Annotated in this window: 21 protein-coding genes; 13 read left to right on the top strand and 8 right to left on the bottom strand. The window is 44.0% G+C overall.

Features of this window, described 5'->3' with window-relative positions:
• Window positions 1-28 precede the first annotated feature (28 nt).
• The 6 genes from JGK14_RS14605 to JGK14_RS14580 all read right to left on the bottom strand — a co-directional run bounded on the left by JGK14_RS14605 (window position 29) and on the right by JGK14_RS14580 (window position 5,066).
• The gene (locus JGK14_RS14605; RefSeq protein WP_325315208.1) at window positions 29-1,567 is read right to left on the bottom strand and encodes a 2-succinylbenzoate--CoA ligase; all 1,539 of its coding nucleotides are present in this window, start codon (window positions 1,565-1,567) and stop codon (window positions 29-31) included.
• The gene (locus JGK14_RS14600; protein ID WP_325315207.1) at window positions 1,546-2,556 is read right to left on the bottom strand and encodes an o-succinylbenzoate synthase; all 1,011 of its coding nucleotides are present in this window, start codon (window positions 2,554-2,556) and stop codon (window positions 1,546-1,548) included. The genes JGK14_RS14605 and JGK14_RS14600 overlap by 22 nt, the downstream gene beginning before the upstream one ends.
• 201 nt (window positions 2,557-2,757) lie before the next feature.
• Window positions 2,758-3,558, bottom strand: a complete 801-nt coding sequence (gene menH, locus JGK14_RS14595) for a 2-succinyl-6-hydroxy-2,4-cyclohexadiene-1-carboxylate synthase (protein ID WP_293231746.1) — start codon at window positions 3,556-3,558, stop codon at window positions 2,758-2,760.
• Window positions 3,559-3,583: 25 nt separating this feature from the next.
• The gene (locus JGK14_RS14590) at window positions 3,584-3,829 is read right to left on the bottom strand and encodes a hypothetical protein (RefSeq protein ID WP_293205470.1); all 246 of its coding nucleotides are present in this window, start codon (window positions 3,827-3,829) and stop codon (window positions 3,584-3,586) included.
• 147 nt (window positions 3,830-3,976) lie between these two features.
• Window positions 3,977-4,873, bottom strand: a complete 897-nt coding sequence (gene menA / locus JGK14_RS14585) for a 2-carboxy-1,4-naphthoquinone phytyltransferase (protein ID WP_293197660.1) — start codon at window positions 4,871-4,873, stop codon at window positions 3,977-3,979.
• A 46-nt stretch (window positions 4,874-4,919) separates the two neighbouring features.
• Window positions 4,920-5,066 carry a hypothetical protein gene (locus JGK14_RS14580; RefSeq protein WP_293182305.1) on the bottom strand — a complete coding sequence of 49 codons (147 nt, stop codon included), beginning with the start codon at window positions 5,064-5,066 and terminating at the stop codon, window positions 4,920-4,922.
• Window positions 5,067-5,254: 188 nt separating this feature from the next.
• On the opposite strand from JGK14_RS14580, the gene JGK14_RS14575 reads away from it, so the two are divergent.
• On the top strand, window positions 5,255-6,685 hold the full coding sequence (locus JGK14_RS14575; RefSeq protein ID WP_293182303.1) for an isochorismate synthase: 1,431 nt from the start codon (window positions 5,255-5,257) through the stop codon (window positions 6,683-6,685).
• 279 nt (window positions 6,686-6,964) lie between these two features.
• Window positions 6,965-9,034 (top strand): 2-succinyl-5-enolpyruvyl-6-hydroxy-3-cyclohexene-1-carboxylic-acid synthase, encoded by a 2,070-nt coding sequence (gene menD / locus JGK14_RS14570; protein ID WP_325315206.1) that lies wholly within the window; start codon window positions 6,965-6,967, stop codon window positions 9,032-9,034.
• A gap of 148 nt (window positions 9,035-9,182) precedes the next feature.
• Here the strand turns inward: menD and grxC are convergent, their stop codons facing one another.
• Window positions 9,183-9,497 carry a glutaredoxin 3 gene (grxC, locus tag JGK14_RS14565; RefSeq protein WP_293182299.1) on the bottom strand — a complete coding sequence of 105 codons (315 nt, stop codon included), beginning with the start codon at window positions 9,495-9,497 and terminating at the stop codon, window positions 9,183-9,185.
• A 260-nt stretch (window positions 9,498-9,757) separates the two neighbouring features.
• Here grxC and JGK14_RS14560 point away from each other — a divergent pair, with 260 nt between their 5' ends.
• Window positions 9,758-9,967 carry a hypothetical protein gene (locus JGK14_RS14560; RefSeq protein WP_293182340.1) on the top strand — a complete coding sequence of 70 codons (210 nt, stop codon included), beginning with the start codon at window positions 9,758-9,760 and terminating at the stop codon, window positions 9,965-9,967.
• A 325-nt stretch (window positions 9,968-10,292) separates the two neighbouring features.
• On the opposite strand, the gene JGK14_RS14555 is transcribed toward JGK14_RS14560, so the two are convergent.
• Window positions 10,293-11,159, bottom strand: coding sequence for a WYL domain-containing protein (locus JGK14_RS14555; protein WP_325315205.1), 867 nt, complete (start codon window positions 11,157-11,159; stop codon window positions 10,293-10,295).
• 97 nt (window positions 11,160-11,256) lie between these two features.
• Between JGK14_RS14555 and cas3 the strand changes: the two genes are divergently transcribed.
• From cas3 to cas2, 10 genes are all read left to right on the top strand, one after another.
• Complete coding sequence (gene cas3, locus JGK14_RS14550; RefSeq protein ID WP_325315204.1) at window positions 11,257-13,437, top strand: type I-D CRISPR-associated helicase Cas3'; 2,181 nt, start codon at window positions 11,257-11,259, stop codon at window positions 13,435-13,437.
• Entirely contained in the window at window positions 13,425-13,661 is a 237-nt protein-coding gene (locus JGK14_RS14545; protein WP_293224899.1) for a hypothetical protein, read from the top strand. Before cas3 ends, JGK14_RS14545 begins: the two co-directional genes overlap by 13 nt.
• A 74-nt stretch (window positions 13,662-13,735) precedes the next feature.
• A complete protein-coding gene (locus JGK14_RS14540; RefSeq protein ID WP_293224901.1) occupies window positions 13,736-14,008 on the top strand; it encodes a hypothetical protein in 273 nt (90 codons plus the stop codon).
• Between the two features lie 40 nt (window positions 14,009-14,048).
• Window positions 14,049-17,435, top strand: a complete 3,387-nt coding sequence (gene cas10d / locus JGK14_RS14535; protein ID WP_293224903.1) for a type I-D CRISPR-associated protein Cas10d/Csc3 — start codon at window positions 14,049-14,051, stop codon at window positions 17,433-17,435.
• A gap of 53 nt (window positions 17,436-17,488) precedes the next feature.
• Window positions 17,489-18,544 carry a type I-D CRISPR-associated protein Cas7/Csc2 gene (cas7d, locus tag JGK14_RS14530; protein WP_293182291.1) on the top strand — a complete coding sequence of 352 codons (1,056 nt, stop codon included), beginning with the start codon at window positions 17,489-17,491 and terminating at the stop codon, window positions 18,542-18,544.
• Window positions 18,545-18,549: 5 nt separating this feature from the next.
• On the top strand, window positions 18,550-19,287 hold the full coding sequence (gene cas5d, locus JGK14_RS14525; RefSeq protein WP_293224905.1) for a type I-D CRISPR-associated protein Cas5/Csc1: 738 nt from the start codon (window positions 18,550-18,552) through the stop codon (window positions 19,285-19,287).
• An 88-nt stretch (window positions 19,288-19,375) separates the two neighbouring features.
• Entirely contained in the window at window positions 19,376-20,209 is an 834-nt protein-coding gene (cas6, locus tag JGK14_RS14520; protein ID WP_293224907.1) for a CRISPR-associated endoribonuclease Cas6, read from the top strand.
• 342 nt (window positions 20,210-20,551) lie between these two features.
• Entirely contained in the window at window positions 20,552-21,145 is a 594-nt protein-coding gene (gene cas4 / locus JGK14_RS14515) for a CRISPR-associated protein Cas4 (RefSeq protein ID WP_293323775.1), read from the top strand.
• A gap of 22 nt (window positions 21,146-21,167) precedes the next feature.
• Window positions 21,168-22,169: a type I-D CRISPR-associated endonuclease Cas1d gene (gene cas1d / locus JGK14_RS14510; protein WP_325315203.1), complete on the top strand. Its 1,002-nt coding sequence runs from the start codon at window positions 21,168-21,170 to the stop codon at window positions 22,167-22,169.
• Between the two features lie 2 nt (window positions 22,170-22,171).
• A complete protein-coding gene (gene cas2, locus JGK14_RS14505) occupies window positions 22,172-22,447 on the top strand; it encodes a CRISPR-associated endonuclease Cas2 (protein WP_293197652.1) in 276 nt (91 codons plus the stop codon).
• Window positions 22,448-22,871 lie beyond the last annotated feature (424 nt).

The following is a 22,871-nucleotide window of genomic DNA, read 5'->3' as shown; positions in this document are numbered from 1 at the left end:
GGGAAATTATTGTCAAATTCGGTTAATACTATTGATTCGCCAGAGATGATACCGCAATTTCTTGTAATTGTTCTCGATTGAGTTTGCCTTGAGCATTTCGAGGCAATTGTGCGACGAAAACCCAATTTTTTGGTCGCTTAAATTTGCTCAACTTATCTTCTATTGCTGCTTGTAAGTTTTTGACAGTAACTTCGGAATTAGCGGGAACGCAAACAGCCGTAACGACTTGCCCCCAATCTTTGTCTGGTAAGCCAATTATAGCAACATCTGCCACTAAATTAGTATTCTTAATGGTGGCTTCGACTTGGGCAGGAAATACGTTTTCTCCGCCCGTGATAATCTTGTCGCTGCTACGTCCGATGATATTTAAGCAGTTATTTTTATCAAAAAATCCTAAGTCATCTAGTTGGAAATATGGGCGATCGCCAAATCGTTCAGGATAATAGCCCAAGGCTAAAGATTTAGCATCAACGCTAATATTCCCAATTTGATTGTAGCACAAAATCTCGCCGCTTGCACTGCGAATAGTTATGTTCGCGTGAGGTAAAGCTTGACCAGAAGTGTTATTCCCCGCGAGAAAATCTTCGGGTTTGAGTGTAGCGATTTGCGATGCAGTTTCTGTCATGCCGTAAGTCGGCGCTAATTTGATTTGATTCTTTCTAGCTGTGGCTAAAAGTTCGGGCCAAGCGGGAGCACCGCCTAAAAGTACGGCACGAAACTGGGATAGCCAATTAGTTGTATCTGGGTTTTGCAGCAGCCGTTGCAGTTGAGTTGGTACTAAAGAAATGAAAAATTCTTCGGGTTCGACATCGGATTTTTCGCCTGCTTCTAGTGTTTTGAATGATGCAATTGCCAGTTTTCCCCCGGTTGTGAACGATCGCATAAATTGCATGAGACCGCTGACGTGGTATAATGGTAATACGCAGAATGAGTTAATTTTGTCAAGGTTAAAATATTGTTGAAAACCTTGGACTGAGGCTGTGAGGGTTTCCCAAGTGTGGATGGCAAAACGGATTTTTCCCGAGGAACCTCCCGTGGGAATCATTATTGTAGCTAATTCGTCTATTTCGGGTGAAGGTAATTCTCGTGAATGATGGAATTCCGGCGAATGATTGAGTCCCGGCGAATGATGGAATCCCGGCGAATGATTGAATTCGGGTGAATGATGGAATCCCGGCGAATGGAATTCGCGGCTATACAAACGAAGTCCGCCTCCGCGGACTGGGAGAGGGGGAAATGTGTTTTTAAGATTAGTATTTTGTCCCCAAATTAGTTCGGGTTGGACTAAATCAAAGACTTGTTCCCATTCTTCTTTTACCCAGTTGGGATTGCAGAGAAAAATTTGGCATTTGGCGGTGCGGGCGGCGATGAAACTGGCAAGAAATTGCAGGGGTTCTGGTTCGGCTAGGCAAATTTTTAGGGGTGTTTCTCCTGTTTGATTTTGGGTGATTTGTTGCAATTGCCGATCGACAATTTGAGCAAATTCGCCGCTGTCACCACCGATTAGCCAATTGTCGGGGAAGTCACAGGGAAGATTCAGAGTATTTACTGTGAGATTTTCTGCCATAGATGCTGTAACCAGGTGTCTTGATTGTCGTCGAACCAGCTATCGGTACCGAAGCCTAGGGCTCTATTATTTACAGATAAGTTTGTTGCTAAGTTTAAGGCGGCTTGTCTGCCAATTTTGGTTTCAAATACTGATGAGAAAACTGCGTCTATATTGTGAGTTTGACAAAATTTGCGGAGTTGGGATGGGGAACCGCCAATCGCAGGTTTGATGACGAAGATTCCCCGCCAGCCTTGGTTGTAGCATTCTTGGATGCGATCGAGATTGGCTGCGGATTCGTCTAGGGCGATCGCCGTTGTATAAGTAGCATTCAATCGTACCATTTCTGGGAACTGTGCGATCGCCAGCGGCTGTTCCAAAAATTCAATCTGGGCGGCCAAGTCGGGTGTTGCTGTCACGCTATCGCAAGCTTCCAGCCATTTTTCAGCCTGGGAGTAGGTGAGTCCCCCATTAGCATCTAAGCGCAAAAGTGCTGTTTGGCGATCGGCTAAATCATCCATTGCTGCGATTAGCTGCTGAAAAATCGTTAATTCTTCCTCAATTACAGCAACGCCAATTTTCCATTTAAACGTGCGATATCCCTCCAACCAAAGCATTGGTAAAACCTGCAAAGCTGTTTCACCTGCGGGTAATAAACCGCTACACTGATTTTTCGGAATTTTGTCTTGACGAGGCGTATTTTCGATTGCTTGGCCCAGATTTTCCCAAGCTGACTCAAAGCCAAATTGACAGGCTGGTAATTCAGCGGAAATACTGAAGATTATTTCCTCTGAAATATTAGCAGGTAACTGTTGACAAAAATCTAATGCTTGGTCAAAAGTTTCCGAACCAAACCAACTCAGCGGGGCAATTTCTCCCCAGCAAATGCGACCATTTTCGTCAATAAGCCGCAGGATGATTCCTTCTCGCATATCCCAGATGCCGTGACTTGTTTGTAGCGGGCGCTTAAATTTTCGCTGATAGGTGCGAAACTCAAATTTATATAGCATTTGTTTTTTAGTCGATTGTCACCAAGGCCAAAGAAACCGGGTTTTTTACCTAATTTGTCGGTAACAACGAATAATTTTCGTAAAAAACCCGGTTTCTGACTACCCGTTAATCATCACTAAGGCCAAAGAAACCGGGTTTTTTACCTAATTTGTCGGTAACAACGAATGATTTTCGCAAAAAACCCGGTTTCTGACTACCCGTTAATCATAAAATTGTCTCACAACTGATGCAAAGTCATCAATATTTTCAAAATGGATATTGTGACCAGCGTTTGGTATAATCTTGAGAGTAGCAGCCGGACACAAGCTGGCAATTTCTGCATTGATACGTTGAAATTTATCATCATCTTCTCCCGCTAGCAAGAGAATGGGGATTTGATTTTGGGCGAGTTTTTCCCACAGAGAGGGCTGGTGGCCAGTTCCCATGTTGCGGAGGGATTTTGCTAATTCTAAGGGATTGTTTGCTAAACGGCTTTCTATGAGTTTCTCGAATTTGGGGGATTTTTTTAATGATTTGAATAAAGGGCGATCGTACCAGTTTAAGATAAAATCTTTGATGTTGCTATTTTCGAGGTTTTGTGCTGTTTGTGAATCGGCTTGCCGTCTGTGCGATCGATCTTTTTCACTCTTCAATCCCGGAGAAGCTGACTCTAATACGACTTTCTCGAATCTTTCAGGAAAATGTAATGTCATGTACAGCGCCAATCGCCCGCCCATTGAGTAGCCCAACAACAAACATTTGTCTATTTGTAAATCATCTAATAAGTGGATCAATGCTTGGGCTGTATTTGACATATTGTAGCAACTTTCGTCGCCGATGACTCTGGTTTGTCCGTGACCGGGAAGGTCAACTGCTAGACAACAATAACTTTGAGATAGTAAGAAAATGACGCTGTTAAAGTCTTGACTGTCGCCCGTGAATCCGTGGAGTAATAAAATTAGTGGCTGATTTTTGTTCCCAGTTAAAGAATAGTGAAATTGATATTTTTTAGATTTGTTCATCTACACCATTAAGCTCCTATTTTTATTACAATATCATTACTAGGTTGTCAGGTATCAATCCAGTATATTCTATTGCCACCGATTTTCCATTCCTTAATGAAAGCTTACTATAAATTTCATCGCGTTCTATTGCATGGGCTAAAACTTCACCTCGAATCACGCTTAATTCTTCATCTAATTCAGGATTGACGATGAGTACCCACTCATCAGGATACAGACTAAAGATTTCTTCTAGGGTGAGGATTGGGCTAGTTTCTACTGGCGTACTCATGATTTTCTTCTCGTTGTTTTCGATTCAATATCAAACTGTTTGTAGTAAGGACTTTAGTCCTTATTGACTAAAATCTTGCAGATAGGACTAAAGTCCTGACTACGAACCATAGTTCTATTTTACCGAAATTCTCGATAATCGCCCAAACTACAGCACAAACCCCAGCGCTAGCAGCAAACCGCTCGTAAAATGCAGCGCCACTGCGATAAACTTAGAGTTGCTGACCTTTGCGGGTTGGTCGTGATAGTTTGCGACATGGCGGCAAAGGTCGATCGCAAAAAACAAACTTCCAAAAATCAACAGCGTCCAAATTGGGAACATTCGCAGCGCCACAAACAGCACAGTCAAAGCATAAACGCTGCCGCACAACCACTGCAACAACTGCACACCTTTTTTCGTACCAATTCGGACAATCGGCGATTTTTTACCCGCCGCCAAATCGTCCTCAACTTGATGGAAGTGAGAACAAAATAAGATGATACTCGTAGTAATTCCCACTATTGCCGAACCTGCGAAATTAGTAGCAGACCAAGTTTGATTTTGACTGTAATAAGCAGCAGCTAAAGCTAGCGGCCCGAAGGTAAAAAAGCAAATAATTTCGCCTAAACCCTGATAGCCCAAACGAAACGGCGGCCCTTGATAAGTGTAGCCGAGGGCGCAGCACAAAACTACTAGCAAAATTACTGTTGGGTCTTTTTGCCACCAGGAAATACCGCAGATTCCCGACACTCCGATTGCTAAAAATAGATTGGCAAGCCAGAAAATTAAAGCTTTATTTCCGGTTAAGTTTACCAAGGAATGTGCTTTATTTTTGTCTATCCCTGTTTCCGAGTCAAATACATCATTGGTGAGATTCAGCCATGCTATAATTAAAATGGCTGAAATTAAAAATGTCGAAAAAATTGACGCATTAATCGTTTGAGTTTCGGCAAAAGCAATTGCAGTTCCTACTGAAATAGGAATAACAGCAACGCTGTACATGGGCGGCTTGATTGCCGCCAGCCACAATTTACTATTTGAACGCTCAATTATCTTTGTTGTCATTACACAAACTTGATGCAATTGATAGCAGCTCAGTAATTTTACAATTTTATTGGTGAAGAATGTCTGCTAAGTCTCCGCTTGAGTGCGCCTCCGGCATCCGTTGATAGTCTTTGCGGGCGATCGCACGCCCGGTAATGCCCACCTGCAAACCTCTGCGGGGTCGATCGCCTTTTACCGAGAGTCGCCCTCTCAATCTTAAGTTTTATGTCTAAATGTTTCGATGGATCGCGCAATCGTCTGTTTTCTCCCTCCAGCGTGCCCAAACAGTCGGGAAACTCGAAAGGTCATGTTTGGCGATCGCCCGAGCGTGGTTAGATCGAAATAGGGATTATAGCGGGACAAAACCGCACTCTTTCTGACAAATCTGCTATTCTCGATTTCATGACAGTAATACCGCACCGCGCCAATCTTTTGCAAGACCGCAATCAACTGCATCAGTTGCTGTTAGATTGCCAGCAGTCTTTAACCGAAAAAGATCAAACAAAAATAGTTAGTATTTCTCAGGAAATTTCCCCCGTCGATCCGCTAGCGGTACTGCAAGAAATTGCCACACCCGATGACAGACACTTTTATTTTGAAAAAAGAGACCCCATTGTCGGCAACAGTTTTGCGATCGCCGCCCTAGATTCGGCAATCCATCTCACAGTAGCAGGAAGCGATCGATTTGCCCTCGCTCAAAATTTTATTCAATCAAGTCTTTCCCGGACAATTACCATCGGTACGGAACGTTTGCCCTTTAGCGGGCCGCACTTTTTTTGTAGCTTTGCTTTTTTTGATGAGAATGTCGCCACCAATTCTTACTTTCCCCCCGGTACCATATTTTTACCCAAATGGCAGATTACTCGCCTCAACGATAGCTGTACAATTGTCGCCAATGCCAAAATAGATAGAGATATAAATGTTAAAATTATTACTGAAACCATTAGCAAACAATTTGATAAAATTGCCTCTCAAAAATACATCAAATTAATTAACAGCCAAAACTCACTTCCATTAAAACAAATTCCTGTCAATGATGCCGCTCAATTTAAAAAATCTGTCAAGTCCGCTTTAGAATTAATCGAGTCTAAATATTTCAGTAAAATTGTGTTGTCCCAAGCTATAAATGTCATTTGCCAAACACCTTTTAGCGTAATAGATTCCTTAAATAACTTGCGCCTCACCTATCCAGGTTGCTACGTGTTTTCTACCAGTAACGGCAAAGGTCAGCAATTTATAGGTGCCAGTCCAGAACGCTTAATTAGCATTCACAACAATCAGTTGATCGCAGATGCTTTAGCCGGTTCTGCACCGAGGGGAAAAACTGAAGCAGAAGATGGTAATTTAGGCAAAGATTTACTGAACAGCGAAAAGGATATTCGAGAACATCAAGCTGTGATTGACTTTATAATCGATCGCCTTTCGAGTCTCGGCATCCATCCCGACTTTTCCCCGCTACCGAGACTGCTGCAACTATCCAACATTCAGCATTTGTGGACACCCATCAGGGCTAGAATTCCCCCAGATATTCACTTGTTGAAAATTTTAGCCCAACTGCATCCAACGCCAGCGGTAGCGGGGGTACCGAGGGATATTGCACTACAGCAAATTCGGGGCTGCGAAAGCTGCGATCGCTCTTTGTATGCAGCACCCCTGGGCTGGATCGATCGCACTGGTAACGGCGAATTTGCTGTCGGCATTCGATCGGCTTTAATCGATGGATCTCGGGCTATACTTCATGCTGGTGTTGGAATTGTGGCAGGTTCCGAACCTGATAAAGAACTAGCAGAAATTCAACTGAAACTGCAAGCACTTTTAAATGCTTTAGTTTAAGAATAATATAGCCTTTCGAGCGAAAAATGAGATAAGACATAGGGCATAGGGCATAGGGCATAGGGCATAGGGCATACCTTACTTTTGCGATAACTGCTATATCTCATAACTATGTAGCGACAAATTTGGTAACTTAAGACTTAGATATGGGTAGCCAGAAACCGGGTTTTTCAGCCAATACTAGCCAAAAACCCTCAATCTCGAAAAAACCCGGTTTATTGAGCTTTGATTGAGAACCGTTATATGTCATAAAATATTAGCGATCGCCAAAACAACAAAATGCTTGACTTTCGGAACACAAACACTCTTTGGGCTTCCATAATAGCCGAGACATTGCAGCGACTGGGACTAACCACAGCCGTAATTTGTCCCGGTTCGCGATCGGCCCCGCTAACCATAGCCTTCGCCCAGAATAAGTTAATAGAAACTATCCCCATCCTCGACGAGAGATCTGCGAGTTTCTTCGCCTTAGGAATCGCCAAAAAATCCGGTGTACCAACCGCCCTAATTTGTACCTCAGGAACCGCCGCAGCCAACTTTTATCCGGCGATTATCGAAGCCCGTGAAAGTCGAATTCCGCTGCTAATTCTCACAGCAGATAGACCCCCCGAATTGCGCGACTGTCACGCCGGACAAGCGATCGACCAAGTTAAACTATACGGCAATTATCCCAACTGGCAAGCGGAATTAGCCATCCCTTCAGCGTCCATAGGAATGCTAGACTATGTGCGACAGACGATCGTGTACGCGATCGAGCGATCGACCTTTCCGACACCCGGCCCCGTGCACCTCAACATCCCCCTTCGGGATCCGCTTGTACCAGTTTCAGACATTGCTGTCGAAGCTTTAGAAACACAATTCGATATCGAATATTTCTTTGCAGGATTAGAACCGATTTTTGCAGCAGAAACTTCTACCCCCCCCAGCCCCCCCTTGTTAAAGGGGGGAGTAAGAAGTGCAATAGAACCGATTTGTGCAGCAGAAACTTCTACCCCCCCCAGCCCCCCCAGCCCCCCCTTGCCAAGGGGGGGAGTAAGAAGTGCAATAGAACAATGGCCCGAATGCAGTAAAGGGATTATTATTGCAGGTGTAGCCCAGCCTGAAGATGCAGAAAAGTATTGTAGTGCGATCGGCAAAATTTCCCAACTATTAAACTGGCCAGTATTAGCAGAAGGACTATCGCCCTTAAGAAACCGCGCCCAACTCAACCCCCATCTAATTTCCACCTACGATTTAATCCTGCGAAACCGCGAACTAGCAGATAAATTAACCCCAGAAATCGCCATTCAAATCGGAGACTTACCCACAAGCAAAGAATTGCGAAACTGGTTAGACAAAACCCAAGCAAAACGCTACATAATCGATCCGGGCCACCACAACTTCGATCCCCTACACGGCCCAACAATTCACCTACGAACCTCTGTAGAAAACCTCGCAACTCTATTAACTCAAGTCCCCCCCCTTACCAAGGGGGGGTTAGGGGGGGTTCAAGATCGGGGCAACCACGGGGGGATTGCCCCTACAAACAATGAAACAAAAAAACAGAATTTTGTAGGGGTAGTGCCCCCGTGCCTACCCCTCCCCACCAACGAGGGCAACCACGGGGGGATTGCCCCTACAAACAATGAAACAAAAAACCAGAATTTTGTAGGGGTAGTGCCCCCGTGCCTACCCCTCACCTCTCCATCAAACGAATACCTCCAACTTTGGCGAAACACCGAAACCCAAGTCAGACAAACAATAGACCAAAAACTATCAGCAATTAACAACATCATCGAACCAAAAATTTCTTGGCTGCTTTCCCAAATATTGCCACCAGCCACACCCATATTTATTTCCAACAGTATGCCAGTCCGAGATGTCGAGTTTTTCTGGAAGCCGAACAACTTAGAAATAAAACCTTTTGTCAATCGCGGCGCCAACGGCATAGACGGCACATTGTCAACAGCTTTAGGAGTCGCCCACCGCAATCAAAGCAGCATTTTGTTAACAGGTGATTTAACACTTTTGCACGACACCAACGGCTTTTTAATTACAAATAAATTTGTCGGTCATCTGACAATTGTTTTAATTAATAACAACGGTGGCGGGATTTTTGAAATGTTGCCAGTTGCTAAATTTGACCCGCCCTTTGAAGAGTTTTTTGCCACACCGCAGGATATCAATTTTGCTCAATTGTGTGCAACTTACGGCGTGGAACACGAGATAATTGAGCATTGGGAGCAGTTCCAACAAAAATTAAGTTTTCTACCAAATAACGGGATTCGGGTCTTAGAATTGCCAACAAACAGGCGTACAGATGCTAAATGGCGGCAAGATAACCTAAGTAAATTTGCCAAAGGTTCGTAGTAAGGACTTCAGTCCTTTCTTGGGAAATTTAAGGACTAAAGTCCTGACTACGAACCTCATATGCCAAAGGTTCGTAGTCAGGACTTTAGTCCTTTCTTTAAGAATTCAAGGACTAAAGTCCTTACTACGAACCTTTTATGAACAATATTTAAACGGCTGCTTGAGCTAGCAGTGCATCTAACTCTCCATCTCCATCAAGTTTGTGAATGTCATCGCAGCCGCCGACGTGTTGACTGTTAATAAATATTTGGGGCACGCTGCGCTTTCCGTTAGCGCGATCGGCCATGGCATTTCTAGCAGCTTCGTCGCCGTCAATTTTGTATTCCGTGTAATTGACGCCTTTCCACCACAGCAAAGTTTTGGCGCGGATACAGTACGGACAGGTTTGCCAAGTATAAATTTCAACATTGGCTTTGATGCGATCGGGCTTGCGGCCCAAAATGGGATTCAGAAAATCAAGCATTTTCGGTACAGGGGTAAAATTTCAACTGGTTGAGAGATTAAATCATTTTAGCGAAACGCCATCAATCCCGCGTTCTACCAAAGGTTAGGCTGGGATGCAATTACCTGCCGCACCTGTAGTGCTGTGATTCGTGTCACACATTTACTCTACTCCGATCACTTGCTTTCATCCAAAATAATCACCTGCGGAACCTACTTAATATCACCGATCTTTTGAGGAAACCAAGCGATTATGAATATATCGAATTCAACCGCACTGCCATGAAAGCTTTACAACTCCTCCCCGGCGCTATCTCTGAAATCCTCGCTTCTGTAACCGACACAGGCGTTTTGACATTAGCCGATCGCTACGGTTTGATGGCCGCCACCTTAGACGAGTCGCTGAATGACGAAGATAGATGCTGTGTCAACCGCCTGCTGCGGGCAGTGCTCAAAGGCCGGGTGAGAATGGTCAACGAACTTTCAGCGTAACGAGGATTTGCAGTTTTGTTCTGATGGTAAGGTGAGTCAGCGGTAGATAAAGATGGCGAAATTGGTTGGCAGCCGATCGCCCGCCGGAGTCCCAGAGACTTGATATAACGGCAATTTGAATTCGATTTAAAAGTTTTCTCCTCCAACAAAACAACGGTTTTTTCGATGTGCAGCCTGTTACGGGCTGCTTTTTGTTGGACGGCTAATCTGTTATTTCGCGATCGCACGGGTGGTCAGAAACCGGGTTTTTCACGAGAATACTTGACTGTGACCGACAGATTCGCTAAAAAACCCGGTTTCTTGGGTGAGAGTCTAATCTCGTGTTCTAATCGCGGATTTCCAGATTGTACTGACGGCAAAGGGCGATCAGTTTTTGTTGGAATCGATCGCGCACTTTCTGGGGCGAGACAATCGCGCAATCTTCCCAATAGGGGGTAATTTCGCGAAAAAACCAGAAGGTATTGGAGATATTCCGAATCACTCGTCTAATTGGCGGATCGCTTTCTAATTCGCTGACTTCCACATCGCCTTGCTTCCGCCTGTAGTTAAAGGCAAGTCTGCCGGATAAATGAAATTCTACGGGAATCCTGGCTAAATCTGGCAGCCAAGGTCGATCGACCGAAATCACCGCAGCATCTTCAATGCGATCGAGTAGTAGCGTCCAATTATGTTCGAGTCCCGGTACGTCTTGATTTCCCTCAGATTCCTCGCAGCGACACATTAAATACTGTCGCTTTTCAATAGGGACAATCCTAGCGTGCAAGACTGTGTAATGCCAAAGGCGATCGGCTGCATCTCGATAGGAAAGGCGAAATGGTTGCTGTCTGTGGATGAAGTTATCGATTTTTTGCCGCCAAGCGGGTAAGGGGTTACTCAAAAACGCCTCGATTTCAGCCCGGAAGGGGAGAGTTAGTTCGCTGCGTGAGCTCAACAATTCGGCAATTGCCAGCGCTTCATCGATTTTGCCCAAGTCAAGCAATTGCTGTCGGGCGATGTCTAGGGCTTGGATGCGGGTTTGGGGCCAGTCGTGGTTCGGGGCGATCGTCAGTTGGCGGCGGGCGATCGCTTCTATCAGTTTGGATATGTTCGGGCGATCGCCCCACGTCTTCCCAAATTCTTGGGCCAAGGCTTCCAACTCAGTTTTATCTCGTTCAGAAACAGACAGGGTGATCGATTGACCTTTGCGACTCATAAGTATACGGACACTTCTTCATTGTACGGGCTTGATAATCTCTATTGTCGGTGTCAATATGGGAAATATCCACTTTCTACGGACACAGATTCAGCATATGTCCGATTACCAGATTACCCTCAAATGCGTTTACTCCTGTCCCGCTGCGGAAATTCCCAAGGGAGTCAAATTACCGAAAAATTGGACACTTTCTTGGCATCAACTCGAAACTTTAAAGGCAATTCGCGATCGCAATATTGATGTCATTTTCAACTCAGCTATCACTAGCGATGGCAAAAGTTTAGCCGCTTTTTTAGAAACATTGCAGACAGATTGTTGTGCAGTGGCGCTATATCCTACGAATGAACTGGCGCGAGATCAGGAGACTCAAATTAAGCGCTATATCGAACAATTTCAGCCCGATCATCAACCCCGCGTTGTCCGACTCAGCGGCTCGGAATTAGAAATCTATGCAGAAAATGAAGGATTGAGAAAAGCAGCCGCGATCGCATCTCGCACAAGTCAATCAGAGATTTTATTAACTAACCCTGATATCTTGCACCATCTGCACCGAGGAGCGTATTTAAGCTCTGAAGATAGCCCCGATAAACTGTGGGGTCGAATCGACAAAGATTTTGACCTATTCATTTTTGATGAATTTCATGTTTTTGCGGCTCCTCAGATTGCCAGCGTCATCAATACCTTGTTATTAATTCGTCATACAAACCGCCGGAAAAAGTTTGTATTTCTGTCAGCAACTCCAGACGAGCAATTAATTAGCAGACTAGAAACAGCAGGTTTTCGCTGTCAAACTATCGATCCTTTAAAAGAAGGCAAATATCGGTTTCCCGATCGCCCCGCCGAAATAGAACAGTTGAAAACAGACTCCTGGCGGCAGATATTAAGGGAAAGTACGCTGACTTTTATTTCCCTAGAACCAACTTCAAAAGCTTCTGAAAATTGGCTGAAAGACAGTGCAAATCTCATCCTGACTCACTTTAAACACAATCCGGGGAGTAAAGGAGCGATTATCCTGAATTCAATTGCTGCCGTCAAGCGGCTGACACCATTTTTTCGGGAATTGTTCGCGCCTCACGGTTTAGTTGTTGGCGAAAATACCGGGTTGTCGGGAAAGATGGAAAAAGAGCGATCGCTCTCGTCAGACTTAGTTCTCGGTACTAGCACAATTGATGTCGGGGTAGACTTCAAAATCAATTTGCTGATTTTTGAATCCGCCGATGCGGGCAACTTCATCCAAAGATTAGGAAGGTTGGGGCGACACGATGGGTGCGATCGCAATGGAGAGTTTATTCAGTTTAAAAATTTTACAGCCATAGCACTCATCCCTAATTTTTTAGTCGAACGCTTGTTTGCAGGTGATACTGCCACTTTAGAGTCAAGCGGAATTTACGATCGTCCTTTTTTCTATCAACAAATTCGCGAAAACTACCGCCAAATCAATAATTTTGAGGGATATTATTCGCGGTGGGGTGCGGTGCAGTCTGTTCAAATTTGTTGGGAATTAGGGCACAGAACAATTAAACAGCAGTACGCATCAAGTCAGAAAGCTTTTCAGGAAGCTGCTCAAAAAGTATTTAAAACTAGCTTGGGGAAAGTGGCCGGTAATATTAAACAGTGGGGTAAAGAGTGGCAAGAGCGATCGGGAAACAAGACAGGAAATCCGATTGTTGAAGATGCTAGCAGTTTTCGAGGTTCTAGTCCTCTGCAATGCGCCATCTGCGATTTAACTGATTCCCATGAGGCAGACAAATTTAAAACTTACGATTTACCAGGAATTTTGAGCAACTTGGAAATCGAACCGATGACGGAATTTGCATTTATGCAAATGTTGAAGGAGACATCTGAACGCATTGGGCAACCAATTGCCAAAGGTCGATTTAAACATTGTCTGGCTTTTTTGAAGTTGCGTAGTTATCGGGAGGAAAGACTGAATTGGAAATTTACTTATTCGGGAAAATTGGAGGAAAATGCTGCTGCTTGGAAGGTTCAGGTTTTAACGGGGATTGAGGTTTTGCAACCTGAGAATTATTGGATCGGGGAAATCAACAAGCGTTTGAAGAAGCAAGCATTGGTTTGTTATGTCCTGCGTTATCCGGTGGCTGAAGTGCGATCGCGCCTGCGACTGCCGGTGCACTTTCAGATTTATCCGATTTGCGATCGATACAGTATCCACGATACGACTGCACCTTATTCTATAGCTTTTGGGCAGTCGGCGCTGTTGGTGGACACGCTGGCCCACTGGCTCAAGAGCAAGGGGGATGAAATATGGATTGCGTAGAATATCAAGCCCTGATAGGGAGTTTACATTGTACAGAAGTCAATGCTGGGAAAGCATCAAACAAAGGAGTAGGCGAGGTTTCAATCCCTAATAGGGGCTTGGATTTGCTTAAACATTTGCAAGCAGTTTTAGTTTCCCAGGAGGCAACCATAGCAGATAAAGGTGAAAATGTCAAAAATTACTTTCTTGCCACATTTAAAGTTGAGGTTGGTAGGAGGTGGTAAAAAAGAAATGGTTCTCGCTTACTCTTTAAGCAGTGTTACACTGACAGTGTTGTGATCCACGAGGACAACCGCCCATGCCCCAGCAAAATCTTGACGCTGACCAACTACGCCATTTGCTTTGTGCTTTAACAGAAGACCTGAACCAATTCCGGCTCAATACCTCAATTTTGCAGAAATGTCAACAACTTGTAACTATTGTCTATAATCAACAAACTAAAATTCAGTCACTTGAGGCTGAAAATAGTGCTCTCAGAAGAATTAATCGCGATCGAGCAGACAAAATTTTTGAATTGGAGTGTCTAGTAAATCCTTTTTCTCAAGATGGAGATGCTATTTGCAATGAATAATCTGTTTTCGGTATCAACATAGACTCCCTAGAGGCATAAAATGGCTAAAAAACGTCAAAAACCAGATCAAGAGTACCAACAACTCTCATTAAATTTTGATATCCCAGTCAATTTGAACTCAGAGCGATCGGATGATGCAGATGATGACTGGCTGCAAGATGAAGAATTAGGGGCAAACTTTGAAACGTCCGATCGCACGATCGAACCTCAAACTCGCGACTTACTAACCCTCAAACTCTTGCGAGAAGCCATTCAGAGTCAAAATCCAGGCGATCGCGTCATGGGAGATTTCGCAGAATATGTCTTGCCAAATCTGCTGCGAGTTGCGATCGGCGTCACAGCCAAAGGCGGCAAATTTTTTGACGAACTCGATCGCAAACAAGGAAAAGAGAACGTCAGGCGCGATAACGCAGGCGATCAGTCCCTAAATACTCACCTGCTAAATGGATTATTTCCTGCTAATTTAATTGAACAGCGGTTAGAAAAACTCGATACCACCGTGCGGCGATCTGTAGGAGAAAAAGAACGGCGGTTAGTAATTGCTGGATTTATTCTCCACGACTTTGAAAAATTCCCCGATGTCCCCAACGATTGTCGCAAGTTACCGCTAGAAAAGCACCGTCAAATTATTGATGAAAAAGTTCGACAGTTAGGACTAGATCGCTTCATCAATCCCGACGATCCAGATGCTTATCGAGAATACATTGACGATTTGCTCTGCCTTGCTTACAACGCTCAGCGGCGTTGGGATACTAACTGGAACTTTTCCGAATTTGGGTTAAATCCAGTGTTGCGCGATCGCACACTCCGTAGTCTCTCAGACTTGACTTGTTTAGCAGATTCCCTAGCATCTATTATCAAACATCCCCAAGATGCAGAAAATACCAGGCTCAACGAGTTAATCCACAGCCTCAGCGACGGGCAATTAAAATTCACTTATCACAGTATCGCTGAAAACAGAGGCGTACTTACCAACGTCGTCAATAACGCTTTAATGGAAGTGCATACGGCACTAAATACCGACGATTGCACCTACTACGAACCATTGCTGTACCTACCAACAGGTGTAATTTATCTAGCGCGATCGGATGCTCCTGCTATTTCAATTGCAGACTTGCCCGAACGGGTAGTTAGCAAGATCAAACAACTCTGCGCCGGACAATTGCAACGGCGACAAACTGGTTTTGGCAGAGATGGTAAAGGCATGAAATATGCCGATTACTATAACCTATTTTTTGATGCGTCAGAGTTGATGCTAGTTGCTGTTGATGCTACTTTACGCATTCTCAAAATAGGAAAAAACTCTGTTGCCAAAAGTCGCAGCGATAATCTGATAAAATTTCAGCGTCAGGATGTTTTGTCTGCTGATTATAACTTCAAGTTTGACGACGATATTCGGATCGATCAGATTGCTGAACTTGGGGACTTAGTGAGTCGCAAGATTTGGGGAGAACAGGTTAATACCATCGAAGCGGCACGCAAGAAAGACAAAAAACTACCCGCCCTAACTCATCTAGATATTGTCGATGAAATTGCTAAGTTTTGGAACCTATCTGAATATCTGCCAGCCCTGAGAGAAATTCAACGGATTAATGAACGCCTGAAAGAACTTAAACTAAAAGGCAATACAGGCGGCGTTCCTTACGAATGGTACTATTTAGCAGCAAAGTACCTAGAACATCACCCAGGAATTGAGGATGTGCGGGAAGTTTACGAACAGGCGATCGCCCACATTTCCCAAATGATTAAACCCATTCTTTCACAGTACAAATTGCCCGACGGTTGGGACGATTTGCGTTTGTGGGTAACGCGGGTTGTCATGTTACCCGGAAATACACCATTGGACACAGCATCCAGTAACGTATTTTTAGATGAGTTGGAACGCTATCAACTCGCTAAAAAACAGGGTAGAGGAAGACAGTTAATCTGTTCGATTTCCCATTCAGCTTACACGGTAACAGAACAAATGGAATCAGCCGTTTTGTTCACCCCTCAAGTTTACACTAACAAACAAATGTTGGGAGGTTCTAACGCCAAACGCAATATTTCTAGTATTGCAGGTTTGGAAATGATGCTGAGGCAAATTTTAATGAATCAAACTCAAGCTGTGGGCAAAAAATTTGAAGATGGCAAATATCGCTATCTCTATTTTTATCCCACATATTACTTCACCCCAGAGACAAATAAGTTTCTGCAAAAAGCCTACACTAGCATTGCCCAAACCCGCTTTGATACCAGCATTCGCAATCATTTTATCAGCAAGGATTTGCAAGCCGATTTTGGACGCGATCGCTACCAAAGCATTGATGCTTTCCTCATAGATGAAAACATCGAACCAGGAAAAGACCGCACCTTCAAACTTTCCTATCCCGAAGACCAACCCCTAACATTTTACTTCATGGCGCTTCCGCCCGGCCGAGATGCAACTGATACCGAATCCTGGGTAATGCCAACTTGGTTAGCTTTTGCATTTCCCATGATTCTGGATGTCAAAACCGTAGTTTCCGAGTCGCCAATTCCACCATTTAATGACGGTGCAGAATTTGAAGAAAGCGTATTTCTTGACAGTGTACCCCAAGCTTTTAGGGTGTTGACGAAGCGCGATCGCTTCCGTCTCGACTATATCTTAGAAGGATGGGAGGAAAACGGTAAAAAATACCCTGCACCTTTAAATGCTTTAACTGCTGCTTATGCAATTCATTTAGATGTGAATGCTAAGCAGGGAAAATCTGGCTATGATGCCAACTGGGGTAAACTGAGCGAACTCGCCAAGGATTTTGAAACTAGCCTGCTTTATGTTTTTGCTTACTTAAAGAATTGGGTTCGTAAGCAAAAATTAGATGCACCGAGTTTGAGTAAAATCAAACTTTATGCTCACTCATTTTACCCTTGTTTTGACCCCTACGTTACCTATAAACCTGAATCGGAGGACTTAATTGTGGAAGCAGAATCACCCTTGAATCATCCCAAAAAACTTACAGAACTTTATCGCAAGTTCTACCGGGCTAAATCGACTCCCGGAAAACCGACCAAATCAAATGCAATTCTCAAGCCAATTGATGAAGCAGCAGATGTAATTCTCAAAGCATATAAGGAGGAAGGATTTAATCTAGTCCAAACTGTAGCTGCTAAAATCTTTAAACTGATGGAGCGAGTGCATAACTCTACCGCTGAGGGACGTTGGGTGATTGCTAAACGGGATGAGGAACGCGAGGCAATTATGGACTTTGCCAATTACTTTGTTGTTGAAGTATTTGAAAAGTCTTTTGCAGGCGATCGCGCTCGTTTAGCTGGTCGTCAACTCAACCTCATTCGAGATACTTGCGAGTTCCTTTATCGCCTTGAAGGCGATAAGAAATATCGCGCAAGGAAAGAGCAAGCGAGTGAGAATGATCTTGAAGATTCTGATTCTGACAATGATGACTAACTAGCTTTTCAATTGACCAAACTTAATTTACAAAACCTAACTGGAGACAAACAATGACTTTTCTAAAGAATCTTGACCAAACCAAATGCTTCCAAAATGAAATTCCCTACAAGCCAATGGGAAAATATATCCATTTTTTGACTATTCGTGTCACTGAATCCTATCCCTTATTTCAAACAGACCAAGAACTTAATAAGGCGAGAGTGAGAGCAGGAAGAAAACGCGAAAATAGCGCTCCGATCAGCCGTCTGACGATGTTCAAACGCAAACAATCTACACCTGAACGCTTAGTTGGTCGGGAATTGCTTCGTAATTATGGATTTATGACCGCACAAGAATGCGAGTATAACGTCCGATTCGCAATGGATAACCCCGACTGCATTATCTATGGCTTTGCTATTGGTGATTCTGGATCGGAAAAATCTAAGGTGGTGGTTGATACTGCATACTCAATCACACCCTTTGATGATTCTCATGAAACATTTACGCTGAATGCTCCTTATGAAAATGGCACAATGGCAGCGAAGGGAGAGATGAAAGAATTACCAAAAGGCAAAGATAAGGGTAAGTTAGATGGAGAAATTGGTACAACTACAGCCCGAATTAATCAACAAGATCATATTCGACCACAGGTTTTCTTTCCTAGCATTATCACTCTCAAAGATGCAACTGAGGCAGGCTTTCTATATGTTTTGAATAACATCCTGCGTACCAGTCGTTACGGTGCACAAACCACTCGTACAGGCACGATGCGTAATGAATTAATTGGTGTTGTTTTTGCTGATGGCGAAATCACCAGTAACCTCCGTTGGACTCAGGCAATTTATGACCTGTTTCCTGATGAAGTGCTGCAATCTCTTGACCCGTTAGATGAAGATGATGTGATGGATAACGCTGAGACAGCAATTCAATCTCTTTTGGATGACGAACCCATTGTAAAAACTGCTTTTATCGGTGAAAAATTTGATCCTATTCTTAAAGAAGTTAAGGCTTTGACGAGTAATGAGACAACGCTTAAAGCAATTTTAAAGAAAGCTGATGATGAGGCTAAAGCTTACGCGAAGAAGCATATCAAGGGTAAAGCAGGAGCTACAACAGCAGCGGAGTAAAAACCATGACTTTAATTTACCGCTGTCAAATCGAGTTGCATGATAGCCTTTATTTTGCAACTCGCGAGATAGGGAGACTTTACGAAACAGAGCCTGTAATTCACAATTACGCGCTTTGTTACGCCCTCGGTTTGGTGGATAGCGAAGTCTATGCCACCACCGTTTCTGAAGAAGATTCCTATCGATATTTCTGTCCCGAACAAGTTCCTAAATACGAGCCGCATTTAACGGCGCTCAACCAGCAGGGAATTTATGTTACTCCGGCGCGATCGATCTTTCACTCCTCTACTCTCAACACTTGGAAATACGCCAACAACAACTATCACGTTGAGATGGAGAAAACCCAGAAAAATATTCCCAGTTTTGGCAGAACCAAAGAGATTGCGCCGGAAAGCAAATTTGAGTTTTTCATCATTTCAGAGAAGCCTCTGAAACTAGCTAAATGGATTCGTTTGGGAAAATGGATGAGTAAAGCTGAATTAAAGACTGATGAAATTACAAAATTCGAGCGCAAAAATGGTGACTTCATTTTTCCCTATTTGCTTAATCCCTTAGATGTGATGTTTTCGCATCAAGTGATGAGCTACGATGTGGTGAATATGCCCCCAGTAAGTTTGATTCAAAATATCAAAATTCGTGGGCAATATTACAAGCTTGAAGAAATCAAAATAGGCGAGAAATATTACAAGCTTGAAAATATCCAAATTCCAGCTTGTATGGAATACCGCTTTCGGGCTAACTAACTCTTAGGTTCGTAGTAAGGACTTTAGTCCTGCTGAGGACTGAAGTCCTCACTACGAACCTATCACACATTAATTTTACTATCCAAATATGCCGCACAGTCTCATCCTCAACATACTCCCCATCGCCCCAATTCCCCCCGGATACCTCACGGGAAGACACCTGCACGCCCTGTTTCTCACCCTCGTGAGCTCCGTTGACAAACAACTCGGCGATCGCCTTCACGATGCCACAGCCGACAAATCCTTCACCCTCAGCCCTTTGCAAACTAAAAAATGCCCTTTCAAAAAACACCATTCCCTCCAATGGGAACACACAGAACCAATTCCAGAACACTCTCTCTGTTGGTGGCGAATTAGTCTGCTGGATGACACTTTATTTGGCAAATTAACTCACCTTTGGCTGAATCTCAATCCATCCCGTCCGTGGCATCTTGGCCCGGCGGATTTGATGATTACGAAGATTCTCGGAACACCTCAAGTAGATCAACCTTGGGCGAATGCTTGTACTTACTCTCAACTTTACGAACAAGCTTCGGAAACTAATCGCTTAATTGCCTTCAGTTTTGCGACGCCTACTACCTTTCGACAGGGGAAGTTCGATTCGGTGATTCCTACTAGAGATTGCGTTTTTAATAGTCTACTGAGTCGCTGGAATAAGTACAGCGGGATTGAGATTCCTAATTTGCCATTGGATGCACTTTTTTCAACTTTTGTCAATATCAAAACTGAAAGATTGACTAACTATGAAAGCAATTTTGTGGGCATGGTTGGGGAGGTTAGTTATCGGATTTTGGGTGATGTGGAGCCTTTGGTGATTAAGCAAATTAATGCTTTGGCGGATTTTGCTCTTTACTGCGGGGTTGGGAGGAAAACTCCGATGGGGATGGGGATGACTCGACGGATTGTTGTTAATAAGAGTTGAACCGATTTTGAGGGCGGGCAAGATGCCGGATGTCCAGGGCGGGCAAGATGCCCACCCCACAATAATACTAAACTCTTGTGGAACAGTGCCCACCCCACAATAATACTAAACTCTTGTGGAACAGGCATCTTGCCTGTTGCTAATTATGGATGTCCAGGGCGGGCAAGATGCCCACCCCACAATAACACTAAACTCTTGTGGAACAGGCATCTTGCCTGTTGCTAATTCCCAATTTTGAGGGCGGGCAAGATGCCCACCCCACAATAACACTAAACTCTTGTGGAACAGGCATCTTGCCTGTTGCTAATTTCAATTACTAATCTCCTACAAACTATCAAAATTATGAACGATTTTGATTACATTTCGATCGCACTTTTGAACCAATACTCTTACTGTCCCCACCGCTGCTGGCGAATGTCTTGCGCGGGGGAATTCACGGATAACCAGTATACCATCGAAGGGACGAGTTTGCACGATCGCGTTCACACTCTCAGTCAAATCAACCGCGATGAGACTTGGCAGGTGCGGGCGATTTGGCTGAAGTCTGAAAGGTATATGCTGATTGGGAAATCCGACTTGATTGAATCAACCGATGGTGAGTTGTATCCCGTTGAGTACAAGCGGGGGCGCAAGGGCGAATGGGATAACGATGAGTTGCAAGTTTGCGCCCAAGCCCTTTGTTTGGAGGAGATGACGGGGAAAAGTATTGCGACTGGATATGTCTATTACGCGCAGTCGCATCAGCGGCAGTTAGTGGAGATTTCTGAGGGATTGAGACGGGAGACGATCGCCACTATCAACGCTATCCAAATTTTACTGCAAACTGGCAAAATTCCTCCAGCGCATTATAGCAAACGCTGTCAGGGTTGCAGCCTTTATCAGCAATGTTTGCCGCAAGCTGCTGAAAAAGTCCTGCGCTATCAAGAAGCTAATTAAACCTCATTTTTGGGAGTCTATCATGGGAACACTTTATATCAATCAAGATGATGTGTTTATCGGCAAAACAGATGAACGGCTGAATGTCAAGGCAAAGAATCAAATATTACAGGATGTGCCTTTGATTCATTTAGATGGAGTGGTGATTGTGGGACGGGCGACTATTTCCCCGGCTGCGGTTGCAGAATTGCTTCAGCGGAAAATTCCTCTGACTTTTATCACCGATACTGGTCACTATTTGGGTAAGCTGGAACCGGAATTAAGTAAAAACATTTTCGTTCGGAATGCTCAGTGGAAAGCGGCGGGGGAAACTCCGCAAGCTATTCATGTTGTCCAGGGTTTTATTCGGGGAAAATTGAAGAACTATCGCACCAGTTTATCTCAAACTCAGCGGGAACATTCGGAACTAAATTTAAGTTCGGCAATTATGCAGATTTCAAATGCGATCGCCAAACTTGACAAAACTGACAACATTAATTCTTTGCGCGGCCATGAAGGTGCTGGGAGTGCGGCGTATTTTGGAGTTTTCAACCAATTAATTCGGGCGGAAGGCTTTGTGTTTAAACCGCGACACCGCCCTGCTACTGATGCGGTGAATTCTTTGATGAATTTTGCTTATACGCTGCTACGTCACGATGTCCAAAGCGCGATTAATATTGTGGGATTTGACCCTTATTTAGGATACCTTCATACGCAGCGCTACGGCCGCGTCGGTTTAGCGTTTGATTTGATGGAAGAGTTCCGCCCGTTGGTGGCGGATAGTGTAATTCTGAACGCGATTAACCGCCGGATTCTGACACCGAATGATTTTACGGTGGAACCGCTGAGTAATGTGATGCGACTGTCGGAAACGGGACGGAAAGAGTTTTTGAGGTTGTATGAAAAGAAGAAGCAGTCTGAGTTTAAGCATCCAGTTTTGAAACGTAAGTGCACTTATCGAGAGGCTTTTGAGATTCAGGGGCGGCTGTTGGCGAAGTATTTGATGGGCGAGATTGACAAATATCCACCTTTAGTTTTGTACTAGATATGCACATTCTGATTTCTTACGATATTTCGGAAGACAAGCGCCGGACAAAGATTCACAAAATGCTGAAATCCTACGGACAGTGGATGCAGTATAGTGTGTTTGAGTGTGCCGATCTGACTGAGACGCAATACGCTAAATTACGATCGCGCCTGAACAAAGTCATCAAACCAAACGAAGACAGTATTTTGTTTTTTCCGCTGTGCGCCTGCTGTCAAGGTAAGATTGAACGTATTGGTGGGGTCGTTCCTGCCGATCGAACAATATTTTTTGCCTAGTTTCCGTGAACGGGTAGGTGTTAAAATAGGGGTATCAAATTTCTCGGCTGAAACTGATGTGCAGCAAGAGTTTGATGCCCCTAGTCTCAAAAAACGATTCACGGAAAATCTGAAAGCTTTACAGGATAACGTTTTTGGAGTGAGTATGAAAAATTGGGGATTGACAAGCCTAGGGCTGAAATGGTACTTTTGTTTTAGATTCACGGAACTGCACCTTGAAAACCAAATACACCAAGGCTTCTGGAGCGGGCGGCCGGAAAATACCTAAAACCCTATCAGGGATTGAAACAAAGATATTTGGCTCGATACTTTGGAAGAAAAGCAAGCCGGAAAATACCTAAAACCCTATCAGGGATTGAAACCACTCCTCAAAGCTTCTAAAGATTCTTGCAGCGCTTTGCCGGAAAATACCTAAAACCCTATC

Source organism: Microcoleus sp. PH2017_28_MFU_U_A, from assembly GCF_020738035.1.
Lineage (GTDB): Bacteria > Cyanobacteriota > Cyanobacteriia > Cyanobacteriales > Microcoleaceae > Microcoleus.
Note: the sequence above shows the minus strand (reverse complement) of the source record. Positions and strands in the feature narration are given on the sequence as shown.